This is a genomic window from Clostridium sp. CTA-1, assembly GCF_054768215.1.
The window spans coordinates 83,972-101,665 of record NZ_BAAAAP010000001.1; the positions used below are offsets into that span (position 1 = coordinate 83,972).

The following is a 17,694-nucleotide window of genomic DNA, read 5'->3' on the forward strand; positions in this document are numbered from 1 at the left end:
TATGAATAAATCTAAAAAACTAGTATATTTTATACCCTCCTCTATTTGGATGGTAGTTATCTTTATTTTTTCAAATCAACAGGCAGACTCATCAAATAAAAATAATTTTTTTATAGCAGATGTGCTAAGAAAAGGAAATGTAACTTTGTTTAAATATATAGATTATAATTTTTTAAATTTTTTAATAAGAAAAGCAGCTCATATAACAGAATACTTTATATTGTTTATGCTTTTATATTATGCTTTTAAAAAAACTTTTTATAAAAATTCACAAATGAAAGCAGCTATTATAACTGTTATATATTCTTGCACTGATGAATTTCATCAACTATTTATTCCAGGAAGAGAAGGAAAGGTAAGAGATGTACTTATAGATTCTATAGGTGTATTTATAGGACTATTTTTAATTTATATATTTGAATTTATAAAAAAACATAAGAAAAAGAAACGAAATAGTATATAATTTATTTTAATATACTATTTATTAGGAGGCTAACATAATGAAAGACAGTAAGTATAATATAGCCATATTTTTTTTAATAGTAATATTTGTAGCCTTAATACTTGTTGGAATCATGAGAGATAAGAAAAACTATGCCAGTAGAAAAGTAAATAAATCTGTACAAATTATAAATAAAAATAAACAATCTTCTAAAAAAGATGATAAAGAAATAAATAAAAATAATAAAGAACCAGAAAATTTATATTTATATGAAAAGATAAATAACAAAAAAGAAATAACTATGCTAAGTATTGGTGATGATATGGCAAATAGTAGTTCTGTAGAAGAAAAAGATAAATGGCATAACAATATAAAAAAGTATATAGAGGACACATATAAAATAAAAGTAGATACAAAAGTTATTTGGAAAGAAAAAAGCAAAATAGATGAAGCTTTAGATAATTATAAACAAGCAGAAACTAAAAATTATGATTTAATATTTATAACTTTAGGAGAATATAATATAGGATATGAACCTACAGAAAAATTAGCGTCAAGATACGAAGAGTTAATAAAGGAAATAATAAAAAATAACTCTAAAAGTGATTTATATTTAATAGTACAAAGTTCTATAAGGTTAGATAAAAACTATCCGGAGGCAATAATAAAAATAGCTAATCATTACAACTTAAATATAGTAGATATGAGAAAGGCTTTTAAAAATTCTAATGAGAATTATATTACATTAACTACAGATGGAATATTGCCAAATAAAAAAGGATATAATTTATATACAAAAGAAATAATAAAATCTTTAGAGAAGAATATAAAAAGTCAAAAGGTAATAAAATATGAAAAAAAACAAGTTTTATACAAAACAAAATAAATCTTATATTAAGATTTCAAGAAAAGAAAAATAATGTGATATAAAAAGGAGCGTCAAAAATGATGGTTCTTTTTATTGTATTGTTCTTTTTATTGTATTAAGGAAAACACTTACTATGTAGATATGTTCAAAATAGCTTTAGTTATGAGTATATAAAAAAGAACATCTCTTGCTAATATAAAAAGTGAGTTTAAATCATTTATGTTTTTGATGGTGAAGTTCTTATTATAAGTTATTAAAGAATATATAAATGAAATTTTAAGGGAATAAAATTATTAAAGCGTATAGTAATTTAAACAAAGGGGAAAATAAAATTATTAAAATCCTATTAGATATTCTCATATAAAAAATTAGATATATAATAGGATTTTAAATAAAAAGAATAAGATATTAAAGATTCAATCATTAATATTCCTTAGAAAATAAAAGTATTTTTTATGTAATAATACAACTACATTATAGGAGGAAAATATAAATGAATGAACTACAAATGATGCATGTAGCAAATGTATGTGATGGATATGATAGTATAGATGCAGGTTTTGTATCTGTAATAGGTGCAGAAAACAGTAAAAGTTGTACAAATTGCAAAAACCTACAAAATGGAATTTGTGTAAAGGACCTTTATGATAAAGTGTTAACAAGTTTAGACCAAACCTAGGCAGAAGTTGCGAGGCAACTTCTGCAGAGTACAGATAATAGAGTGCAAAGTACAGAGCGAAAAGACAGATAAAAGAGTAAAGAGTTCAATATAACAACTTTAAAATCTATTAAAATAAATAAGCACTTTTAAGTAAAATAAATTATAAAAGAAAGTAAATATTTGACAAATAGGGTATAGATTTTATGGAAATAAGTATTCAAAATAATGGGGAAAAGCACTTGTTTTATGGAAAAAATATGAGCGTAAAGGAGACAAGAGGTGTCCTTAGCCGCTTACCATAGGACGTGGTATCAGCGGCGTTAGCTTATATTTTTTTCATAAAACTTAGTGCTTTCCATTATTTTAGCTATTTATAGAATAAAAACTATATCCTATTTACTTAGTTTTAACTTACTTTCTTTGTATTCTTTCTTTAAGCTTTCCAAATTGTATATTATTTTAGATACATGATAGTTATATACCACATTTAAATCATTTTCATCATACTTATGAGGTTCTTCTGGTAAATGATATAAATTTTTAAATCTTTCGTAATTTTTATTATTTAATTCACATTTATTATTTATAGCATCAATAAAGGATAAATGAGTATAGGTTTGATTGAATATTTTTATTAAAACATCTATATAATCTTCATTTAAATTTTTAGCCTTTAATATTTCCTTTTTATAAGCATTAAAATTATTCTCTAAATTAGTTATTTGATTTTTAAGCTTTTTTATATCTACTTTATGATGAAAATAGATTTTTTCTGTGGGTATTTTTGAAAAATGTTTTACTATAGTTTTACACCCAACTATTATTTGTTTTTCATAGGCTGGGGGTTTTATAAACATATTTATAAGTACCGCTACTATAATACCTATAAAAGTATCTAAAGTTCTATGGATACTATAATACAAAGGAGTTTTATTTGTAAGATTTATCATTATACCTATGAATACTATACAGGCAATACTTATAGATTTATCCCATTTTAATAAATTACATATATAAATTATAATTACAATACCTAGTCCACATAAAAAAGGGTTGTTTGGTGAAATACTAGAAAAGGTGAGACCAATAAGTGCACCGGTTACAGTACCTAGCATCCTGTTTTTCCCAACCCTATAGGAACCTGTAACAGAATTTTGCATGGAAATAACTGCGGCAATGGCTGCATAAAAAGGAGAATCTAGTTTAAAAAATTCCGATATTAATATAGAAAGAGTAACTGCTAGAGCGGTTTTAATATTTCGCATACCTATGGATTTCATAGTCTACCTCACTTTGTATAATTTATAAATTTTACTTTAGTTTTTAGTAAAGTTATATATAAATAAAAATAATTTTCTAAAATTAGAGTGCTTTATTAAATCCTATTGTATAAATTAAACTACCTAATATATAAAGTATTCTTCTTTAAAATAATTATACAAAAAGAACAAAAATTACTCAATATAAAACAATTCTTATTAATAGATAAAGTATATCTATGTAAATATATGCTTATTTAATTCATAGTAATTTTAATTTTATTATAGTATAATATATCTATTATATGAAAAGTTTTATGTAAATGCGATTTAAAGGGGGGATTTTAGTGTCCTTTAAGAACATATTCTCTTTATTTTTTATTATAAATATAATTATATCTATAATATTAATAGTAATAGAGAGAAAGAAGCCAGAAAAGACTATAGCGTGGCTACTTATATTTTTTATATTTCCTCCTTTAGGATTATTTTTATATATTTTTTTAGGTCGAAATTGGAAAAAACATAAATTACATGATACTACTAATATAGAAATAGAACAATTAGTACTTGAAGCTATGGGAAAAGTAAAAAATCAGGAATATCATTCTTTAATAGAACTATTGTCGAAAAATAGCGAATCTCCTTTGTTCAGAGATAATAGTATAAAGATATTTAAAGATGGTAATGAAAAATTTGAATATCTAAAAAAAGAGCTTTTAAAAGCTAAACATCATATACATTTAGAATACTATATAGTAAAAAGCGATAATATAGGTACTGAAATAAAAGATATACTTATAAAAAAAGCAAGGGAAGGCGTAGAAATAAGGTTTATAATGGATAGGGTAGGATCTATAGGCATAAAAAGATCTTACATAAAAGAGCTTAAGGAGAATGGTATAGATGTGGTTCAATATTCCTATTTTTTAGCTCCCTTTTTAAGGCATATAAATACTCAAATAAACTATAGAAATCATAGAAAAATAGTAGTTATAGATGGGAAAGCTGGATTTATAGGGGGTATAAATATAGGTGATGAATACTTAGGTAAAGGTAAATTAGGCTATTGGAGAGATACTCATCTTATGGTAAAGGGTGATTTTGTTATGGGGCTTCAGGCGGTGTTTATGGATGACTTTGCTACTATAAAGGCCGTAAATGATGAGATGTTTACTTATGGTGACAATTTTAAGGTCTATTTCCCTAAAATGCATGAGTATGGTGGAAAGGTTATGCAACTTGTAAAAAGTGGACCAGATTCGCAGTTTCAATCTATAATGCAAACAGTATTTAAGATGATAACTTTAGCTAAGGATCATATATATATTACCACACCATATTTTGTGCCTAATGATAGCATAATGAATGCTATAAAAGTAGCATCCTTAAGTGGGGTAGATGTAAGAATATTATTTCCTGGTAGATATGATCATTTAATAGTATATTATGCCTCTAGAACTTATTTAGAAGAACTTATAAAATATGGAGTTAAAATTTATTTTTATGATGAAAAATCCTTTATTCATGCGAAGACTATTATGGTAGATAGTGAAATTTGTACTGTAGGTACTGCTAATATGGATATAAGAAGTTTTGAATTAAATTATGAAATAAATGCAGTTGTATATGATGAGGAAACCACAGAAAATTTAGAAAATATTTTTTTTGAAGATTTAAATCGTAGCAGAAGAATTTATAAAGAAGATTTTAAAAATAGATCTTTAAGGGGAAGAATGTTAGAAGGTATTGCTAGAATTTTCTCTGCCTTGCTATAGAGTACTTAAAGGGATTTGACACTAAAGAGTAAATTTTATATTACGATATTAATATAATGTAAAACATTTTATGATTTAAATAATGTATTAAATATTATTAAACAAATTGTTAATTATTAAAGAATATAAGTTTTTAAGTGATATAATTATATTAATGGCTTATTAGGTGGTGTGATAGGTGAAGAACAATAGCAATAATATAATAGTGGAAGAAACATTAATAAGAAAAATGCTTTCAGAACTAAAAGATATTCAAACCCTTAGCTCAGAAAGGTTGCTTCAACAAAAGATAGATTTACTTATAAAATATATGGAAAATATAGTGAAGTATAAAAATGATGAGCCCTTTGAAGATACAATTTATAATAAAATGAAGGAAGTAAGACTTGATAATCCAGAATTAAATTCTAAATTATATATACTATATAGAAAGCTTTCTGATGGAAAAATAACTGAAGAAGATGCAAGAATTTTATATGATGTATATATTAAAAGTCAAGCTTATGATAAATTAATATATTAATAATATAAAGGTGGTATCTTTAATGGAAGACAAGTGTTTAGAAATCAGTAAAGAGTCTGTAAAAAAGATTTTATCTAGTTTGAATGAAATAAAAATACTTTGCACGGACAAAGAATTAAAAAAAAGAGTAGAAGGTATAATTTATGTAGCTAATGAAGAAATAGCATCTAAAATAGAGCCTTCTTTAAAAGAACTTATATATGATAAGATGAAAGAAACAAAAAATACTAACCCGGATCTAAGCAGTAAGCTATATATATTATATAGGAAATATGTGAGTAATAAGATAAAAGAAGAGGAAGCTAGAGAAATATATGAAACATATATAGTTATGGAAAACTTTGAAAGAATAGTTTGGTAAATAAGCTCTGTTACAATTTGTGTAACAGGGCTTATTTTGTGCATAATTATGAATAAAGCAAAATTTAAAATTACTATATTTGCCATTTATCAGTTGCGATAAATGGCTTATTTTCTGAAAAAAATAAAAAATAAACAAAAACTTTCAAAAAAGTATTGCATATTTATTATTTTATATGTATAATTATAAAACAAATAGGGGATGAATTTTCTGGGAAAACTGATTCCTATAAAAATGAAACTGGATTAAATCCAGATATTAATAAAATTACAATATTTAAGGGGGAGTATTTTATGAAAGAAAAAGTTGTACTTGCATACTCAGGAGGATTAGATACATCAATAATAATTCCGTGGCTAAAAGAAAATTATGACTTGGATGTTATAGCTGTTTGTGTAGATGTAGGCCAGGGGGATGATATGGATTATGTAAAGACAAAAGCAATAAATTCTGGTGCATCAAAAATATATGTGGAAGATGTAAAAGAGGAATTTGTAGTGGATTATTTGTATAAAGCAATAAAATCTGAAGCATTATATGAACAGGACTATATGCTAGGGACGTCCTTTGCAAGACCTTTAATGGCTAAAAAATTAGTAGAAATAGCCCATAAAGAGCAGGCTAAATATGTATGTCACGGTTGTACAGGAAAAGGAAATGATCAAGTACGTTTTGAAGTGGGAGTAAAGGCTCAGGATCCTACTATAAAAATAATAGCACCTTGGAGAATTTGGGATATAAAATCTAGAGAAGATGCTATAGATTATGCTAAAAAAGTTGGAGTTGAAGTACCTGTAACTAAGAAAAAAATATATTCCGTAGATAAAAACTTATGGCATGTAAGTCATGAAGGTGGGGACTTAGAAGATTTAAAAAATGAACATAAAGAAGATATGTATTTCATGGTTACTCCACCAGAAAAGGCAAAAGATGAGCCAACTTATTTAGAAATTTATTTTGAAAAGGGTATACCTGTAAAAATAAATGGAGAGATTTTAAATCCAGTAGATATAATAGATACATTAAATAAAATAGGTGGAGAGAATGGTATAGGTATAGCGGATATAGTAGAAAATCGTTTAGTTGGTATGAAGTCAAGAGGTATATATGAAACACCAGCAGGTACATTATTATATGCAGCTCATAAAAAGCTAGAATCAGTAACCTTAGATAAGTATACTTATCAATACAAGAAATTAGTTTCAGCTCAATATGGGGAACTTGTATATAATGGTTTGTGGTTTACAGCTGTAAGAGAGGCTATCGATGCTTTTGTAGATAAAACTCAAGAAAATGTAACGGGTACGGTAAAATTAAAATTATATAAAGGCAATATAAAACCTTGCTCAGTGGATACAGAATATGCATTGTATGATGAAGGTATATCATCCTTTGGAGATAGTGAACTTTATAGTCATAAGGATGCAGAAGGCTTTATAAATTTATTTGGATTGCCATGCAAAATAAAAGCATTAAAAAATTTCTAGACTAATTGGAGGAACATATTATGAAACTTTGGGGAGGACGTTTTAAGGATGAAGAAAGTAAACTTATGGAGGACTTTAATAGTTCTCTAAGTTTTGATAAAAAACTTTATTATGAAGATATAAAGGGAAGTATAGCTCATGTTAAAATGCTTGCAAATCAAAATATAATAAATGAAGAAGAAAAAGAAAAAATATTACTGGGATTAGAAGAAATATTAAAAGAAATAGATGACGGCGCTTTAAAAATAGATGGAGATTATGAGGATATTCATAGCTTTGTGGAAATAAATTTAATAAGGAAAATAGGAAATGTGGGAAAAAAGCTTCATACAGGAAGAAGTAGAAATGATCAAGTAGCCTTAGATATGAAATTATATGCTAAAAAATCCACAGAAGAAGTAATAGGATGTTTAAAGGAATTGATGGATTCTTTAATTAAAGTTGGAAATGAAAATAATTATATTATGCCAGGATATACTCATCTTCAAAGGGCACAGGTAGTGACTTTTAGATATCATTTATTAGCTTATTTTGAAATGTTTAAAAGGGATGAGAAAAGATTAAAAAATGCCTTAGAGATTTTAAATGAAAGTCCTTTAGGCTCAGGAGCTTTAGCGGGAAGTACTTATAATGTAGATAGAGAATACACTGCGGAGATATTGGGTTTTAAAAAACCAGTAGATAATTTTTTGGACGGAGTTAGTGATAGGGATTATATAATAGAACTTATAAGTAAATTTTCTATAATAATGATGCATTTAAGTAGATTATCCGAAGAACTTATACTTTGGAGCAGTAGTGAATTTAAGTTTATACAAATAGGAGATGCTTATTCCACAGGCAGTAGCATAATGCCTCAAAAGAAAAACCCAGATGGGGCAGAGCTTATACGTGGGAAAACTGGAAGGGTATATGGAGATTTAATAAGTATATTAACTGTTATGAAGTCTTTACCACTAGCTTATAATAAAGATATGCAAGAGGATAAAGAACCTTTCTTTGATGCGAAAGATACTGTAATAAGCTGTTTAAAAGTAATGGAAGGTATAATATCTAAGCTAAAAGTAAATAAAGAAAATTTAATGAAATCTGTGAAAAAAGGCTTTTTAAATGCTACAGAAGCGGCAGATTATTTGGTGAACAAAGGCATGGCCTTTAGAGATGCTCACAAAGTTATAGGTGAAACAGTGATATACTGTGAAGATAAAAATTTAGCTATAGAAGATTTATCCCTAGAAGAATTAAAACAATTCTCAGATTTATTTTGTGAAGATATTTATGAATTCATAGATTATAAGAATTCTATAAATAAGGGAATAAAAAAAGAAATGGGATACTTTTAATGCTCTTTTGTTCTAAAATTACTATAATAACTTTTAAAGGTATTAAAATACAAAATATTTTTAAGGGAAATAAATATCTAGAAAAATAATTAGAATACTTTATTTGCGAACTAATATATAAGAGTGAAATAAACAGAAGGTTTATTTAGAACTGCGCTACAGGAGCTGGAATCAGTGCGTTAGCTTAGATATTAGGATGCAAATATTAGTGTTCTTTATTTTTATAGCTATTTATTGATTAAAAGTATTTTGTGTTTTAATTTTCAATCTTTAAAAGCTTTTAATTCATAATTTTCTTATTTAATATATTGTGTTAAAATAAGTTTTATATAAACAGGATTCTTGTTTTAGAAAGAGGTTTGGCTTTGATTTTAATTAAAGTTTTATAAATCTATGAATAGCTAGAATATCTTGGTTAGATAAAAAGAAATAATATTAAGGGAGAATTTGTATGAATGATTACATAGAGGTGATAAAGAAGTCTATAGAATTATCTAATGTTTTGAAAGAAGGAATAGATTATATGAAGGAAACTATAGTTTTTAGAGAGTATGGAGAATTAGACAGTCTTTTAGAGGGGGTTGTAGATTCAGTAGAATATGTAGAGAAAGCTCTAAAACCAGTTTTTTTAGAGATAAAGGATAATGAGTATGAGAAAATAATAAAAGACTTTCAAAATAGCTTAAATCTTCTTAAAGATACTTTGGATAATGGAGATATGGATGAGGCTATTAGTTTTATAGAGGATAACCTTTCCCTCAAGTATGAAATATGGAAAAAACATTTAGATAGTAAATTGAAGAAATATACTTATTGTTAATTTCTAAAATAAATATTAAAAATCTTATAAATGTTAAAGTAATATAAATTACTTACGATAGAAAAAATATGTGTATATATAGATTTAACCATTTTGGTTTAAAAAATAGATATTTTAATATTTTATTTTGGAGGTAATAGCTATGAGATTAAGCCATAATTTGGCATCCTTAAATGCCTTTAGAAACTATTCCAAAGTTTTAACGGAGCAAAGTACAGCTTTAGATAAAATAACTTCAGGATACAAGGTTAGATGCGCTAAAGATGATCCTAATGTAATGGCACAAAGTGAAAAGACTAAAATACAGATAAGAGGTCTTCAAATGGCTTCAAGAAATGCTCAAGATGGAGTTAGTATGCTTCAAACTGCAGAAGGTGGTTTGGAAAGTATAGGGAATATGCTTGTTCGAATAAAAGAACTTACCCTTCAGGCCTCTAATGGAACAAATAATTTAGATGATAAAGAAGTGATTCAAAATGAAATAAATGAACTTATGGCTGGTATAGAAACTACAGCAAAGGGCACAGAGTTTAATGGTGTTAAGCTTCTTTCACAGGGAAATAAATTTAGTGAAACTAATGTTATGACAAAATCTGTACCTATAGGAGCTAATGTGGGAGATTTAGAGGATATTCCTTTTTACAACCTAACAACAGAAGGATTAGATATAAAAGGAAAAATAAATGTTACAGATACAAGTAAATTAGGAGAAAGTCTTGATGCGGTAAATAATGCTATAGGGACTGTACTCTCTGTAAGAAGTGAATATGGATCTTTAGAAAATAGATTTGAGGAGTGTATGAATAATATAGGAGAAATATCTCTTAAAATGGAGGGTGCTAATAGCAATCTAGTTGATGCAGATGTAGCGGAAGAAATGATGAATTATGCTAAATCAGATATATTATATCAATCTTCCCTTGCTATAATGCGACAAACTAATAATTTCCCTATGGATGTACTAAAAATATTAGAAAATGTAAAATCTAAGTAACAAAAATGCATCTTTAATAAAGATAAATTAAAGATGCTTTATTTGAGCTTATTTTATCAATTTTTTTATTTATGAAAGTTGAAATAGAGAAAATATCTAGCCTATAAATATGTAGGCGTATCTGAATATACCTGTGTGTTAAATGAGATACATATAATATTATTAAATTTTAATAAATAGTTTAAATGTAAATAGTTATTTATATTTAAAGTGGACAGAATTAGGTAGTAAAACATATTTTGTTATTATATAATACTTGTAGGAAAATGTTTATGATATGTAATTTTTTAATATAAATATTTCCATCGTTAAGGTTATTGTTGGAAAACAAGGTTAATTATATTATAAAAATAAAAAAATACATATAATTTCAAGAGGGTTATAATGTAAAGTTAAATTTGTTTAAAAAAATCATTTAACATGAAGAAAATGTATGTACAAAATCCTTTTCTTAATGTAAAATAAAATTGAAGGAATTTGTATATAAATAGTTTATCTTAAAATAATTTGTATATAAATTTTGTAGAAATATATATTGTTGTATTTAATTAAGTAAATATGGGAGTGTAGAGCATGAGAGTAGAAGATATGTCTAGTAGTCAATTGGTTAATAATCTTTTAAAAAAATCTATGGATGCATCATCTTATAGAGGTAGAGCTATTTCAAACAACATAGCTAATTATAATACTCCTGGTTATAAAAGGCATTATGTTACTTTTGAAGAAACTTTAAAAGATAATTTGAATAATATAAATATGAAGGTTACTACGGAAAAACATATGAATAATGGGGCGGAATTTGGACAAGTTAAAGAAGAGGTGGATAATTCCACTAGTATGAGAACAGATGGAAATAATGTAGATATTGATAACGAAATGGTAAATAATTCAGCTAATGCCCTTATGTATAATGCATTAGTTACTCAAGCCAACAATAGATTAGCTACTACCAGATATATTATTAATGGAAGATAACATATGTTATTAGCAGAACATAACATGTGTTATTGATGTAAGATAATTTTGAAAAAAATTTTGAAATTTAGTAGAGAATACTCTAGATCAAGCTTAGAAAAAATCTGTCTAGGAATTTATATGTGGGATGAAAAAGGGGGAAACAATATGATTAAAGCATTTGATACTATGAGAATTAGTGCTAGTGGATTATCCGCTGAAAGATTAAGAATGGATACTATAGCATCTAATATTGCTAATGCTACTACTACAAGGACGGAAAATGGTGGTCCTTATAAAAGAAAAATAGCTGTTTTTGAAGAAAATCTTAATAATGAATTGAATAAAAAGAATGGAACAAATGAAAAAAAACTTTATGGAGTTAAAGCTACAGGAATAGTGGAAGATTCTTCTCCTGTAAGAAAAATGTATGATCCATCCCATCCAGATGCAGATGCCGAGGGCTATGTATCTATGCCTAACGTAAATGTATTAAATGAAATGGCGGATATGATGGCCTCAGTACGTACCTATGAAGCAAGTGTAACAGTTATGAATGCAGAAAAATCAATGTTTGGAAAAGCGTTAGAAATTGGTAAATAGGAGAGTTGATTATGAGAGTAAATGAATTTGTACCCAATATTAAGGTTTTTGATAACTTTGGAAAAAACTTTGTTAATGGAAATGAAAAAACAGAAAATACGGAAAAAGTTAGTTTTAGTGAGGTGCTAAAAGATAAATTAGATGGGGTAAATGCAAAACAAGTTAAATCAGATAATAGTACACAGGCCTTTATAAAAGGAGAAGAGATAGATATACATAATGTAATGCTCAATGCAGAAGAAGCTAAAATGTCCATGGAGTTAGCAGTTCAAGTTAGAAACAAGCTAGTAGAAGCTTATCAAGAATTAAGTAGAATGCAATTATAGTAAGGGGAGCTTTCGATGAATAAGCTAAAGGAGTTTTTTAAAGGGTTAAAAGAAAAGTGGACAGGGTTTAGTAAAGTAAAGAAAATAGCTTTTTCTATAATTTTTTTAGGAATTATAACATCTATTATTGCATTATCTCTTTATTTTGGTAAAACTAAGTATGCAGTTTTATTTTCCAATATGGATTCTAATGATTCTGGTGCGGTGCTTCAAAAATTAAAGGACAAGAAAGTTGAAGCTAAGGTAGAGGGAAATAATATATTGGTACCTAAGGATCAGGTTGATGAACTAAGGATGCAAATGTTATCTGAAGTTCCATTAACTAATGGTAGTCAAGGATTTGAAATATTAGATAAAAGTCAGTTTGGAGAAACAGATCAAGAAATGAAAATAAATTATCAAAGAGCCCTTCAAGGAGAATTAGAACGAACTATAAAGGGGTTCCCACAGGTGGATAATACTAGGGTTCATTTAGTACTTCCAGAGGAAACTGCCTTTGTAAAGGAAACACAGCCAGGTAGAGCCTCTGTTACTTTAAACTTAAAACAAGGACAAACAATTAGCAAAGAGCAAGTTAAATCTATAGTAGCTTTAGTAAGTGGAAGTGTAAAAAATATTCCAAAAGAAAATGTAGAAGTAATTGATAATAATATGAATCTTCTTACAAAAAATTTATTTGATGCTTCAGGAAGTTTAGAAGAGGCTACAACTTCAGCAGAAAAGCAACAACAACTTCAAAAAAATTATGAGAAAGATCTTCAAAATAGACTAGTTAGTATGTTAGAAGCTGTATATGGCAAGGACAAGGTTAAAGTTAATATTAACACAGATTTAGATTTTGATGCAGTTAAAACTAATTCTGTAACCTATGATCCTAAAAATGTAGTAGTTAGTGAACACAGCATTAAAGAAAAAAATCAAAATAATGCAGGTGGAAATAATACAAATGGTAGTGTAGTAGATAATAATATGGTAAATAGAACTACACAAAATAATAATGGTAGTGAAACCTCTTCTAGAGATGAAACTACTAAAAATTATGAAATATCAAAAACTCAACAGGATAGTATAAAGGCTCCAGGTTCTGTGAAAAGGCTAACAGCATCTATTGTGTTAGATGGAAATATAGATGAAGAAACTAGAACTGCTGTTAGAAATCTAGCTGTATCTGCTATAGGTTATGATGAAAAAAGGGGAGATGCTATAAGCATAGAGGGTCTTCCATTTGATACAGCGTCTAAGGATAAAGTGAAAAAAGATTTAGAAGATATGCAAAAAGCTGAAAAAACAAAAGAAAGAATAAAATTGTTTACTGCTATAGGCTTGGGTGTATTACTGTTACTAGGAGCAATAATATTCTTTGTTATTAAGAAAAGAAAGAACGATGAAGAGTATGAAGAGGATGAAGAGGGCCTAGATATTTTAATAGATGATAGCGACAGCGAAACTAAACAAATTCCTAAGTTTAAACCTATAGATTTAGAGGCGCAGGATGAAAAGACTCATGTTGAAAATGAAATAAGAAAATATGCTAAGGACAAACCTGATCAAGTGGCGGAAATAATTAAATCATGGCTAGCAGAGGATGAGAGGTGATAATATATGGCTAAAGATGATAAATTAACAGGAGTTCAAAAAGCGGCAATACTATTTATTACTTTAGGTCCTGAGGCCTCTGCTGGTATAATAAAAAAATTACCAGATTCAGAAATACAAAAAATAACCTATGAAATTGCTAATATAACTTCTGTAAAATCAGAGTTAAAACAGGACATATTAGAAGAATTTATACAAATAAATAAGGCTAAGGACTATATATTAGAAGGTGGATTTGATTATGCAAAAAATCTCTTAGGGAAAGCTTTAGGTAGTCAAAAGGCTATGGAAATATTGGATAAGGTTACAGAGGCTACACAACAATTTAGACCTTTTGCAATAGCTAGAAAAGCAGATCCATCACAGCTTTTGAATACTATATCTAATGAACACCCTCAAACTATAGCTTTAGTTTTATGTTATATGCAATCAGATAAGGCGGGGCAAATATTATCTTCACTTCCTGAAGATTTGCAATCAGAGGTTGCTTATAGAATTGCTACAATGAGTGCTACTTCACCTATGGTGGTTAAAGAAATAGAAAAAGTATTAGATAGTAAGCTATCTTCAGTAGTTAGATCTGATGCTACAACAATAGGGGGAGTTCAGACTATTGTAGAGGTATTAAACCAAGTAGACAGAACTACAGAAAAGAACATTACAGAAGGACTACAAAGAGAGGATGCAGAATTAGCAGAAAAGATAAAGGAATCTATGTTTGTATTCGAAGACATAATAACTTTAGACGATGTAGCAATTCAAAGGGTTCTAAGAGAAGTAGAAACAAAGGATTTAGCTTTAGCTTTAAAGGGATCTTCAGAGGAAGTTGCCAATGTTATATTTAGAAATCAATCTAAGAGAGCCGCATCTTCTTTAAAAGAGGACATAGAGTTCTTAGGTCCTGTAAGAATAATGGATGTAGAAAAGGCCCAACAGGGTATAGTAAGTATAATAAGACGTTTAGACGAAGCTGGAGAGATAGTAATATCAAGAGGTGGCGAAGATGCAATCATTGTATAAAGTCATTAAAAAAAGCAGCGTAGTAAAACAGGGTGAAGAAAAAATAAAAACTAACTATAAAAAACCAGTAAGCTTAGAAAAAGAAATAGAAAAAGAAATAGAAGAAGAAAATTCTAAAAATTTTATAGATAGTTATGAGAATTTAGCTAGAAATATATTAGAAAATGCTAGGAGAAAATCTGAAGAGTTCTTATCAAAGGCTTACGCTGAAGCTGAAGTCGTTGAAGAGGAAGCCTTTAAAAAAGGTCATGAAGAAGGCTTTCATAAAGGCTTGGAAGAAGGAAAAAAATCCGGTTATGAAGAAGCTTATGAAGCTTATATAGAAAAAGGGAAAAATGCCTATGAAGAAATGGTTCAAAAATCTAACAAATTATTTTTAGATACTGAAGCACAATATAATAGCTATTTAAAAGAAAAAGAAGAGGAAGTTAGAAATTTAGTTTTAACTATAGTAGAAGAGGTATTAAAACATGAGGTTAAGGATAAGTCCTCTATGAACGAAATTATATATGAAAAGTTAGAGGAATCAAAAAAATCTGCCACCTTTATAGTTAAAAGTAATACTAATTATTATGAAGAAATAAAAGCTAAAGCAGAGTTTTGGAAAACTCAACTTCCTTATAGGGGAGAAATATTTGTAATAGAGGATATTTCGCTAAAAGAGGGAGAGGTTATTATAGAAACAGAACAAGGAAAAGTTATAGCCTCTTTAGATACTGCTTTAGATAAAATTAAAGAGCTATTAATAAATGAAAAATAAAAGTTATACAATTACTTTAAAGGATAAGGTGTGAATTTAATGTCCATGTTAGATATAGATTTTCAGAGAATAGAAAAAAGAATTAAAGAAACTAATTTTAACTACATGGAAGGTACCGTTAGAAAAGTTATAGGATTAACTGTAGAAGTTGAAGGAATAAAGGCTTTTGTAGGAGAGGTTTGTATTATATATAACGAAAAAAATCAAACAATTCCTTGTGAAGTAGTTGGCTTTAAAGAAGAGAATGTTATATTGATGCCTTTGGGAGAACTTATAGGTATAGCTCCAGGATGTAGGGTAATACCTCAGGGCAAACCTCTTAGTGTTATATGTTCAGAGAATATATTAGGAAAAGTCTTAGATGGACTTGGCAATCCACTGGAGGAAGAGGAATTAATGGAGGGCAGTCCATATGCTTTAGATAGTGATCCTCCAGACCCTATGAAAAGAAGAAGGATAAAGGATGTTATACCTACGGGAATAAAGGCTATAGATGGATTTATGACTGTAGGAGAAGGACAGAGGATAGGTATATTTGCCGGTAGTGGTGTAGGTAAGAGTACTACTTTAGGTATGATTGCAAAATATGCAGAAGCAGACATAAATGTTATAGCTCTAATAGGAGAAAGAGGTAGAGAAGTAAGAGATTTTATAGAAAAAGATTTAGGAGAAGAAGGTCTTAAAAAGTCTGTTATAGTTTGTGCTACCTCTGATAAGCCGGCGTTAGTTAGATTAAAGGGAGCTTTCACAGCTACAGCCATAGCGGAATATTTTAGAGATCAAGGGAAAAAGGTAATTCTTATGATGGATTCTGTAACTAGATTTGCCATGGCACAAAGGGAAATAGGACTAGCTATAGGAGAGCCACCAGCAACTAAAGGATATACACCTTCAGTATTTGCAAAACTCCCAAGGCTTATGGAAAGATCAGGTATGTCTAATAAAGGATCTATAACAGCCTTTTATACAGTGCTAGTTGATGGGGATGATTTTAATGAACCTATTGCGGATGCTGTAAGAGGTATATTAGATGGACATATAGTTTTATCCAGAAGCTTAGCTGCTAAAAACCATTATCCAGCTATAGATGTTTTAAGTAGTGTAAGCAGACTTATGTCAGAAATTGCTTTAAAGGAACATAAGGATGCAGCAGGCATGGCAAGGGATCTTTTGGCCACTTATAAAAATTCAGAGGATCTTATAAATATAGGAGCTTATGCTAAGGGCAGTAATCCTAAAGTTGATATGGCCATACATTATCATGAACCAATATTATCTTTCTTAAAACAGGGTATTGGTGAGCAACATTCCTTTGAGGAAAGTACATCTATTCTTCAAAATATGTTTAAAAATTAAAAATATCTTTTATTAGTTTAACAGTATAAAAAACTATAAATAAAATTAATAGATATTTAATTTAATAATATATTTTTTGATCTTTAAAAGAAGGTAGGTAATTTAATGAAGGGGTATTCCTTTAGACTTCAAAAACTTTTAGATATAAGAGAAAAAAAAGAAGAGGAAAGTAAAATGAAGTTCAAACAGGCTCAAATGGAAAAAAATCATACAGAAGAGAAACTGTTCAATTTAAAAAATAATTATAAAAAATACAATAACATAAATTTAAATGATTCTATATTAGAGAAAAAAATAAGGCATAGTTACTTAAATTCTTTAAATTTCTGCATAAATGAAACGGCAAATGAATTACAACAAAAACTTAGAGTGGTAGAGGAAAGAAGAGAAGAATTAAAAACAAAACAAGTAGAAAGAAAAACTGTAGAAATTTTAAAGGAAAAAGATAAATTAGCCTTTGAAAAAGAACAAAATATGATAGAGCAAAGAAATAATGACGAATTTGCTCTCTATGCCTTTATAAGAAATACTGAAAGGAGGTGA

19 protein-coding genes are annotated in these 17,694 nt (G+C 28.0%); 18 read left to right on the forward strand and 1 reads right to left on the reverse strand.

All coding sequences use genetic code 11. From position 1 onward, the window contains the following. Window position 1 precedes the first annotated feature (1 nt). From ACYUEW_RS00390 to ACYUEW_RS00400, 3 genes are all read left to right on the forward strand, one after another. Window positions 2-463 carry a VanZ family protein gene (locus ACYUEW_RS00390; RefSeq protein WP_043032159.1) on the forward strand — a complete coding sequence of 154 codons (462 nt, stop codon included), beginning with the start codon at window positions 2-4 and terminating at the stop codon, window positions 461-463. 37 nt (window positions 464-500) lie between these two features. Continuing rightward, window positions 501-1,328 (forward strand): SGNH/GDSL hydrolase family protein, encoded by an 828-nt coding sequence (locus tag ACYUEW_RS00395; RefSeq protein WP_460275989.1) that lies wholly within the window; start codon window positions 501-503, stop codon window positions 1,326-1,328. Window positions 1,329-1,803: 475 nt separating this feature from the next. Further along, complete coding sequence (locus tag ACYUEW_RS00400; RefSeq protein WP_003484455.1) at window positions 1,804-1,989, forward strand: hypothetical protein; 186 nt, start codon at window positions 1,804-1,806, stop codon at window positions 1,987-1,989. A gap of 374 nt (window positions 1,990-2,363) precedes the next feature. Here the strand turns inward: ACYUEW_RS00400 and ACYUEW_RS00405 are convergent, their stop codons facing one another. Next, complete coding sequence (locus ACYUEW_RS00405; protein ID WP_061325866.1) at window positions 2,364-3,251, reverse strand: FUSC family protein; 888 nt, start codon at window positions 3,249-3,251, stop codon at window positions 2,364-2,366. 326 nt (window positions 3,252-3,577) lie between these two features. On the opposite strand from ACYUEW_RS00405, the gene cls reads away from it, so the two are divergent. From cls to fliJ, 15 genes are all read left to right on the forward strand, one after another. Beyond that, on the forward strand, window positions 3,578-5,008 hold the full coding sequence (cls, locus tag ACYUEW_RS00410) for a cardiolipin synthase (protein WP_080333555.1): 1,431 nt from the start codon (window positions 3,578-3,580) through the stop codon (window positions 5,006-5,008). Between the two features lie 178 nt (window positions 5,009-5,186). Beyond that, window positions 5,187-5,531, forward strand: a complete 345-nt coding sequence (locus tag ACYUEW_RS00415; protein ID WP_042384556.1) for a hypothetical protein — start codon at window positions 5,187-5,189, stop codon at window positions 5,529-5,531. A gap of 22 nt (window positions 5,532-5,553) precedes the next feature. Beyond that, window positions 5,554-5,892 carry a hypothetical protein gene (locus ACYUEW_RS00420; protein ID WP_003484464.1) on the forward strand — a complete coding sequence of 113 codons (339 nt, stop codon included), beginning with the start codon at window positions 5,554-5,556 and terminating at the stop codon, window positions 5,890-5,892. A gap of 293 nt (window positions 5,893-6,185) precedes the next feature. Beyond that, window positions 6,186-7,379, forward strand: coding sequence for an argininosuccinate synthase (locus ACYUEW_RS00425; RefSeq protein ID WP_265204073.1), 1,194 nt, complete (start codon window positions 6,186-6,188; stop codon window positions 7,377-7,379). Between the two features lie 20 nt (window positions 7,380-7,399). Further along, window positions 7,400-8,722, forward strand: coding sequence for an argininosuccinate lyase (gene argH, locus ACYUEW_RS00430; RefSeq protein ID WP_460275990.1), 1,323 nt, complete (start codon window positions 7,400-7,402; stop codon window positions 8,720-8,722). Window positions 8,723-9,173: 451 nt separating this feature from the next. Next, the gene (locus ACYUEW_RS00435; RefSeq protein ID WP_460275991.1) at window positions 9,174-9,542 is read left to right on the forward strand and encodes a hypothetical protein; all 369 of its coding nucleotides are present in this window, start codon (window positions 9,174-9,176) and stop codon (window positions 9,540-9,542) included. 142 nt (window positions 9,543-9,684) lie between these two features. After that, the gene (locus ACYUEW_RS00440) at window positions 9,685-10,536 is read left to right on the forward strand and encodes a flagellin (RefSeq protein WP_460275992.1); all 852 of its coding nucleotides are present in this window, start codon (window positions 9,685-9,687) and stop codon (window positions 10,534-10,536) included. 573 nt (window positions 10,537-11,109) lie between these two features. Continuing rightward, on the forward strand, window positions 11,110-11,511 hold the full coding sequence (flgB, locus tag ACYUEW_RS00445; RefSeq protein ID WP_265204077.1) for a flagellar basal body rod protein FlgB: 402 nt from the start codon (window positions 11,110-11,112) through the stop codon (window positions 11,509-11,511). 147 nt (window positions 11,512-11,658) lie between these two features. After that, entirely contained in the window at window positions 11,659-12,093 is a 435-nt protein-coding gene (gene flgC, locus ACYUEW_RS00450) for a flagellar basal body rod protein FlgC (RefSeq protein ID WP_030035954.1), read from the forward strand. Window positions 12,094-12,104: 11 nt separating this feature from the next. Further along, entirely contained in the window at window positions 12,105-12,419 is a 315-nt protein-coding gene (fliE, locus tag ACYUEW_RS00455; RefSeq protein ID WP_045518075.1) for a flagellar hook-basal body complex protein FliE, read from the forward strand. Window positions 12,420-12,434: 15 nt separating this feature from the next. Then, window positions 12,435-14,015, forward strand: coding sequence for a flagellar basal-body MS-ring/collar protein FliF (gene fliF, locus ACYUEW_RS00460; protein ID WP_265204078.1), 1,581 nt, complete (start codon window positions 12,435-12,437; stop codon window positions 14,013-14,015). Between the two features lie 6 nt (window positions 14,016-14,021). Then, the gene (gene fliG / locus ACYUEW_RS00465) at window positions 14,022-15,035 is read left to right on the forward strand and encodes a flagellar motor switch protein FliG (RefSeq protein ID WP_003484484.1); all 1,014 of its coding nucleotides are present in this window, start codon (window positions 14,022-14,024) and stop codon (window positions 15,033-15,035) included. Further along, complete coding sequence (locus tag ACYUEW_RS00470) at window positions 15,019-15,795, forward strand: FliH/SctL family protein (RefSeq protein WP_460275993.1); 777 nt, start codon at window positions 15,019-15,021, stop codon at window positions 15,793-15,795. Before fliG ends, ACYUEW_RS00470 begins: the two co-directional genes overlap by 17 nt. 39 nt (window positions 15,796-15,834) lie before the next feature. Further along, complete coding sequence (fliI, locus tag ACYUEW_RS00475) at window positions 15,835-17,151, forward strand: flagellar protein export ATPase FliI (protein WP_460275994.1); 1,317 nt, start codon at window positions 15,835-15,837, stop codon at window positions 17,149-17,151. A 105-nt stretch (window positions 17,152-17,256) separates the two neighbouring features. Next, window positions 17,257-17,694 (forward strand): flagellar export protein FliJ, encoded by a 438-nt coding sequence (fliJ, locus tag ACYUEW_RS00480; protein WP_265204081.1) that lies wholly within the window; start codon window positions 17,257-17,259, stop codon window positions 17,692-17,694.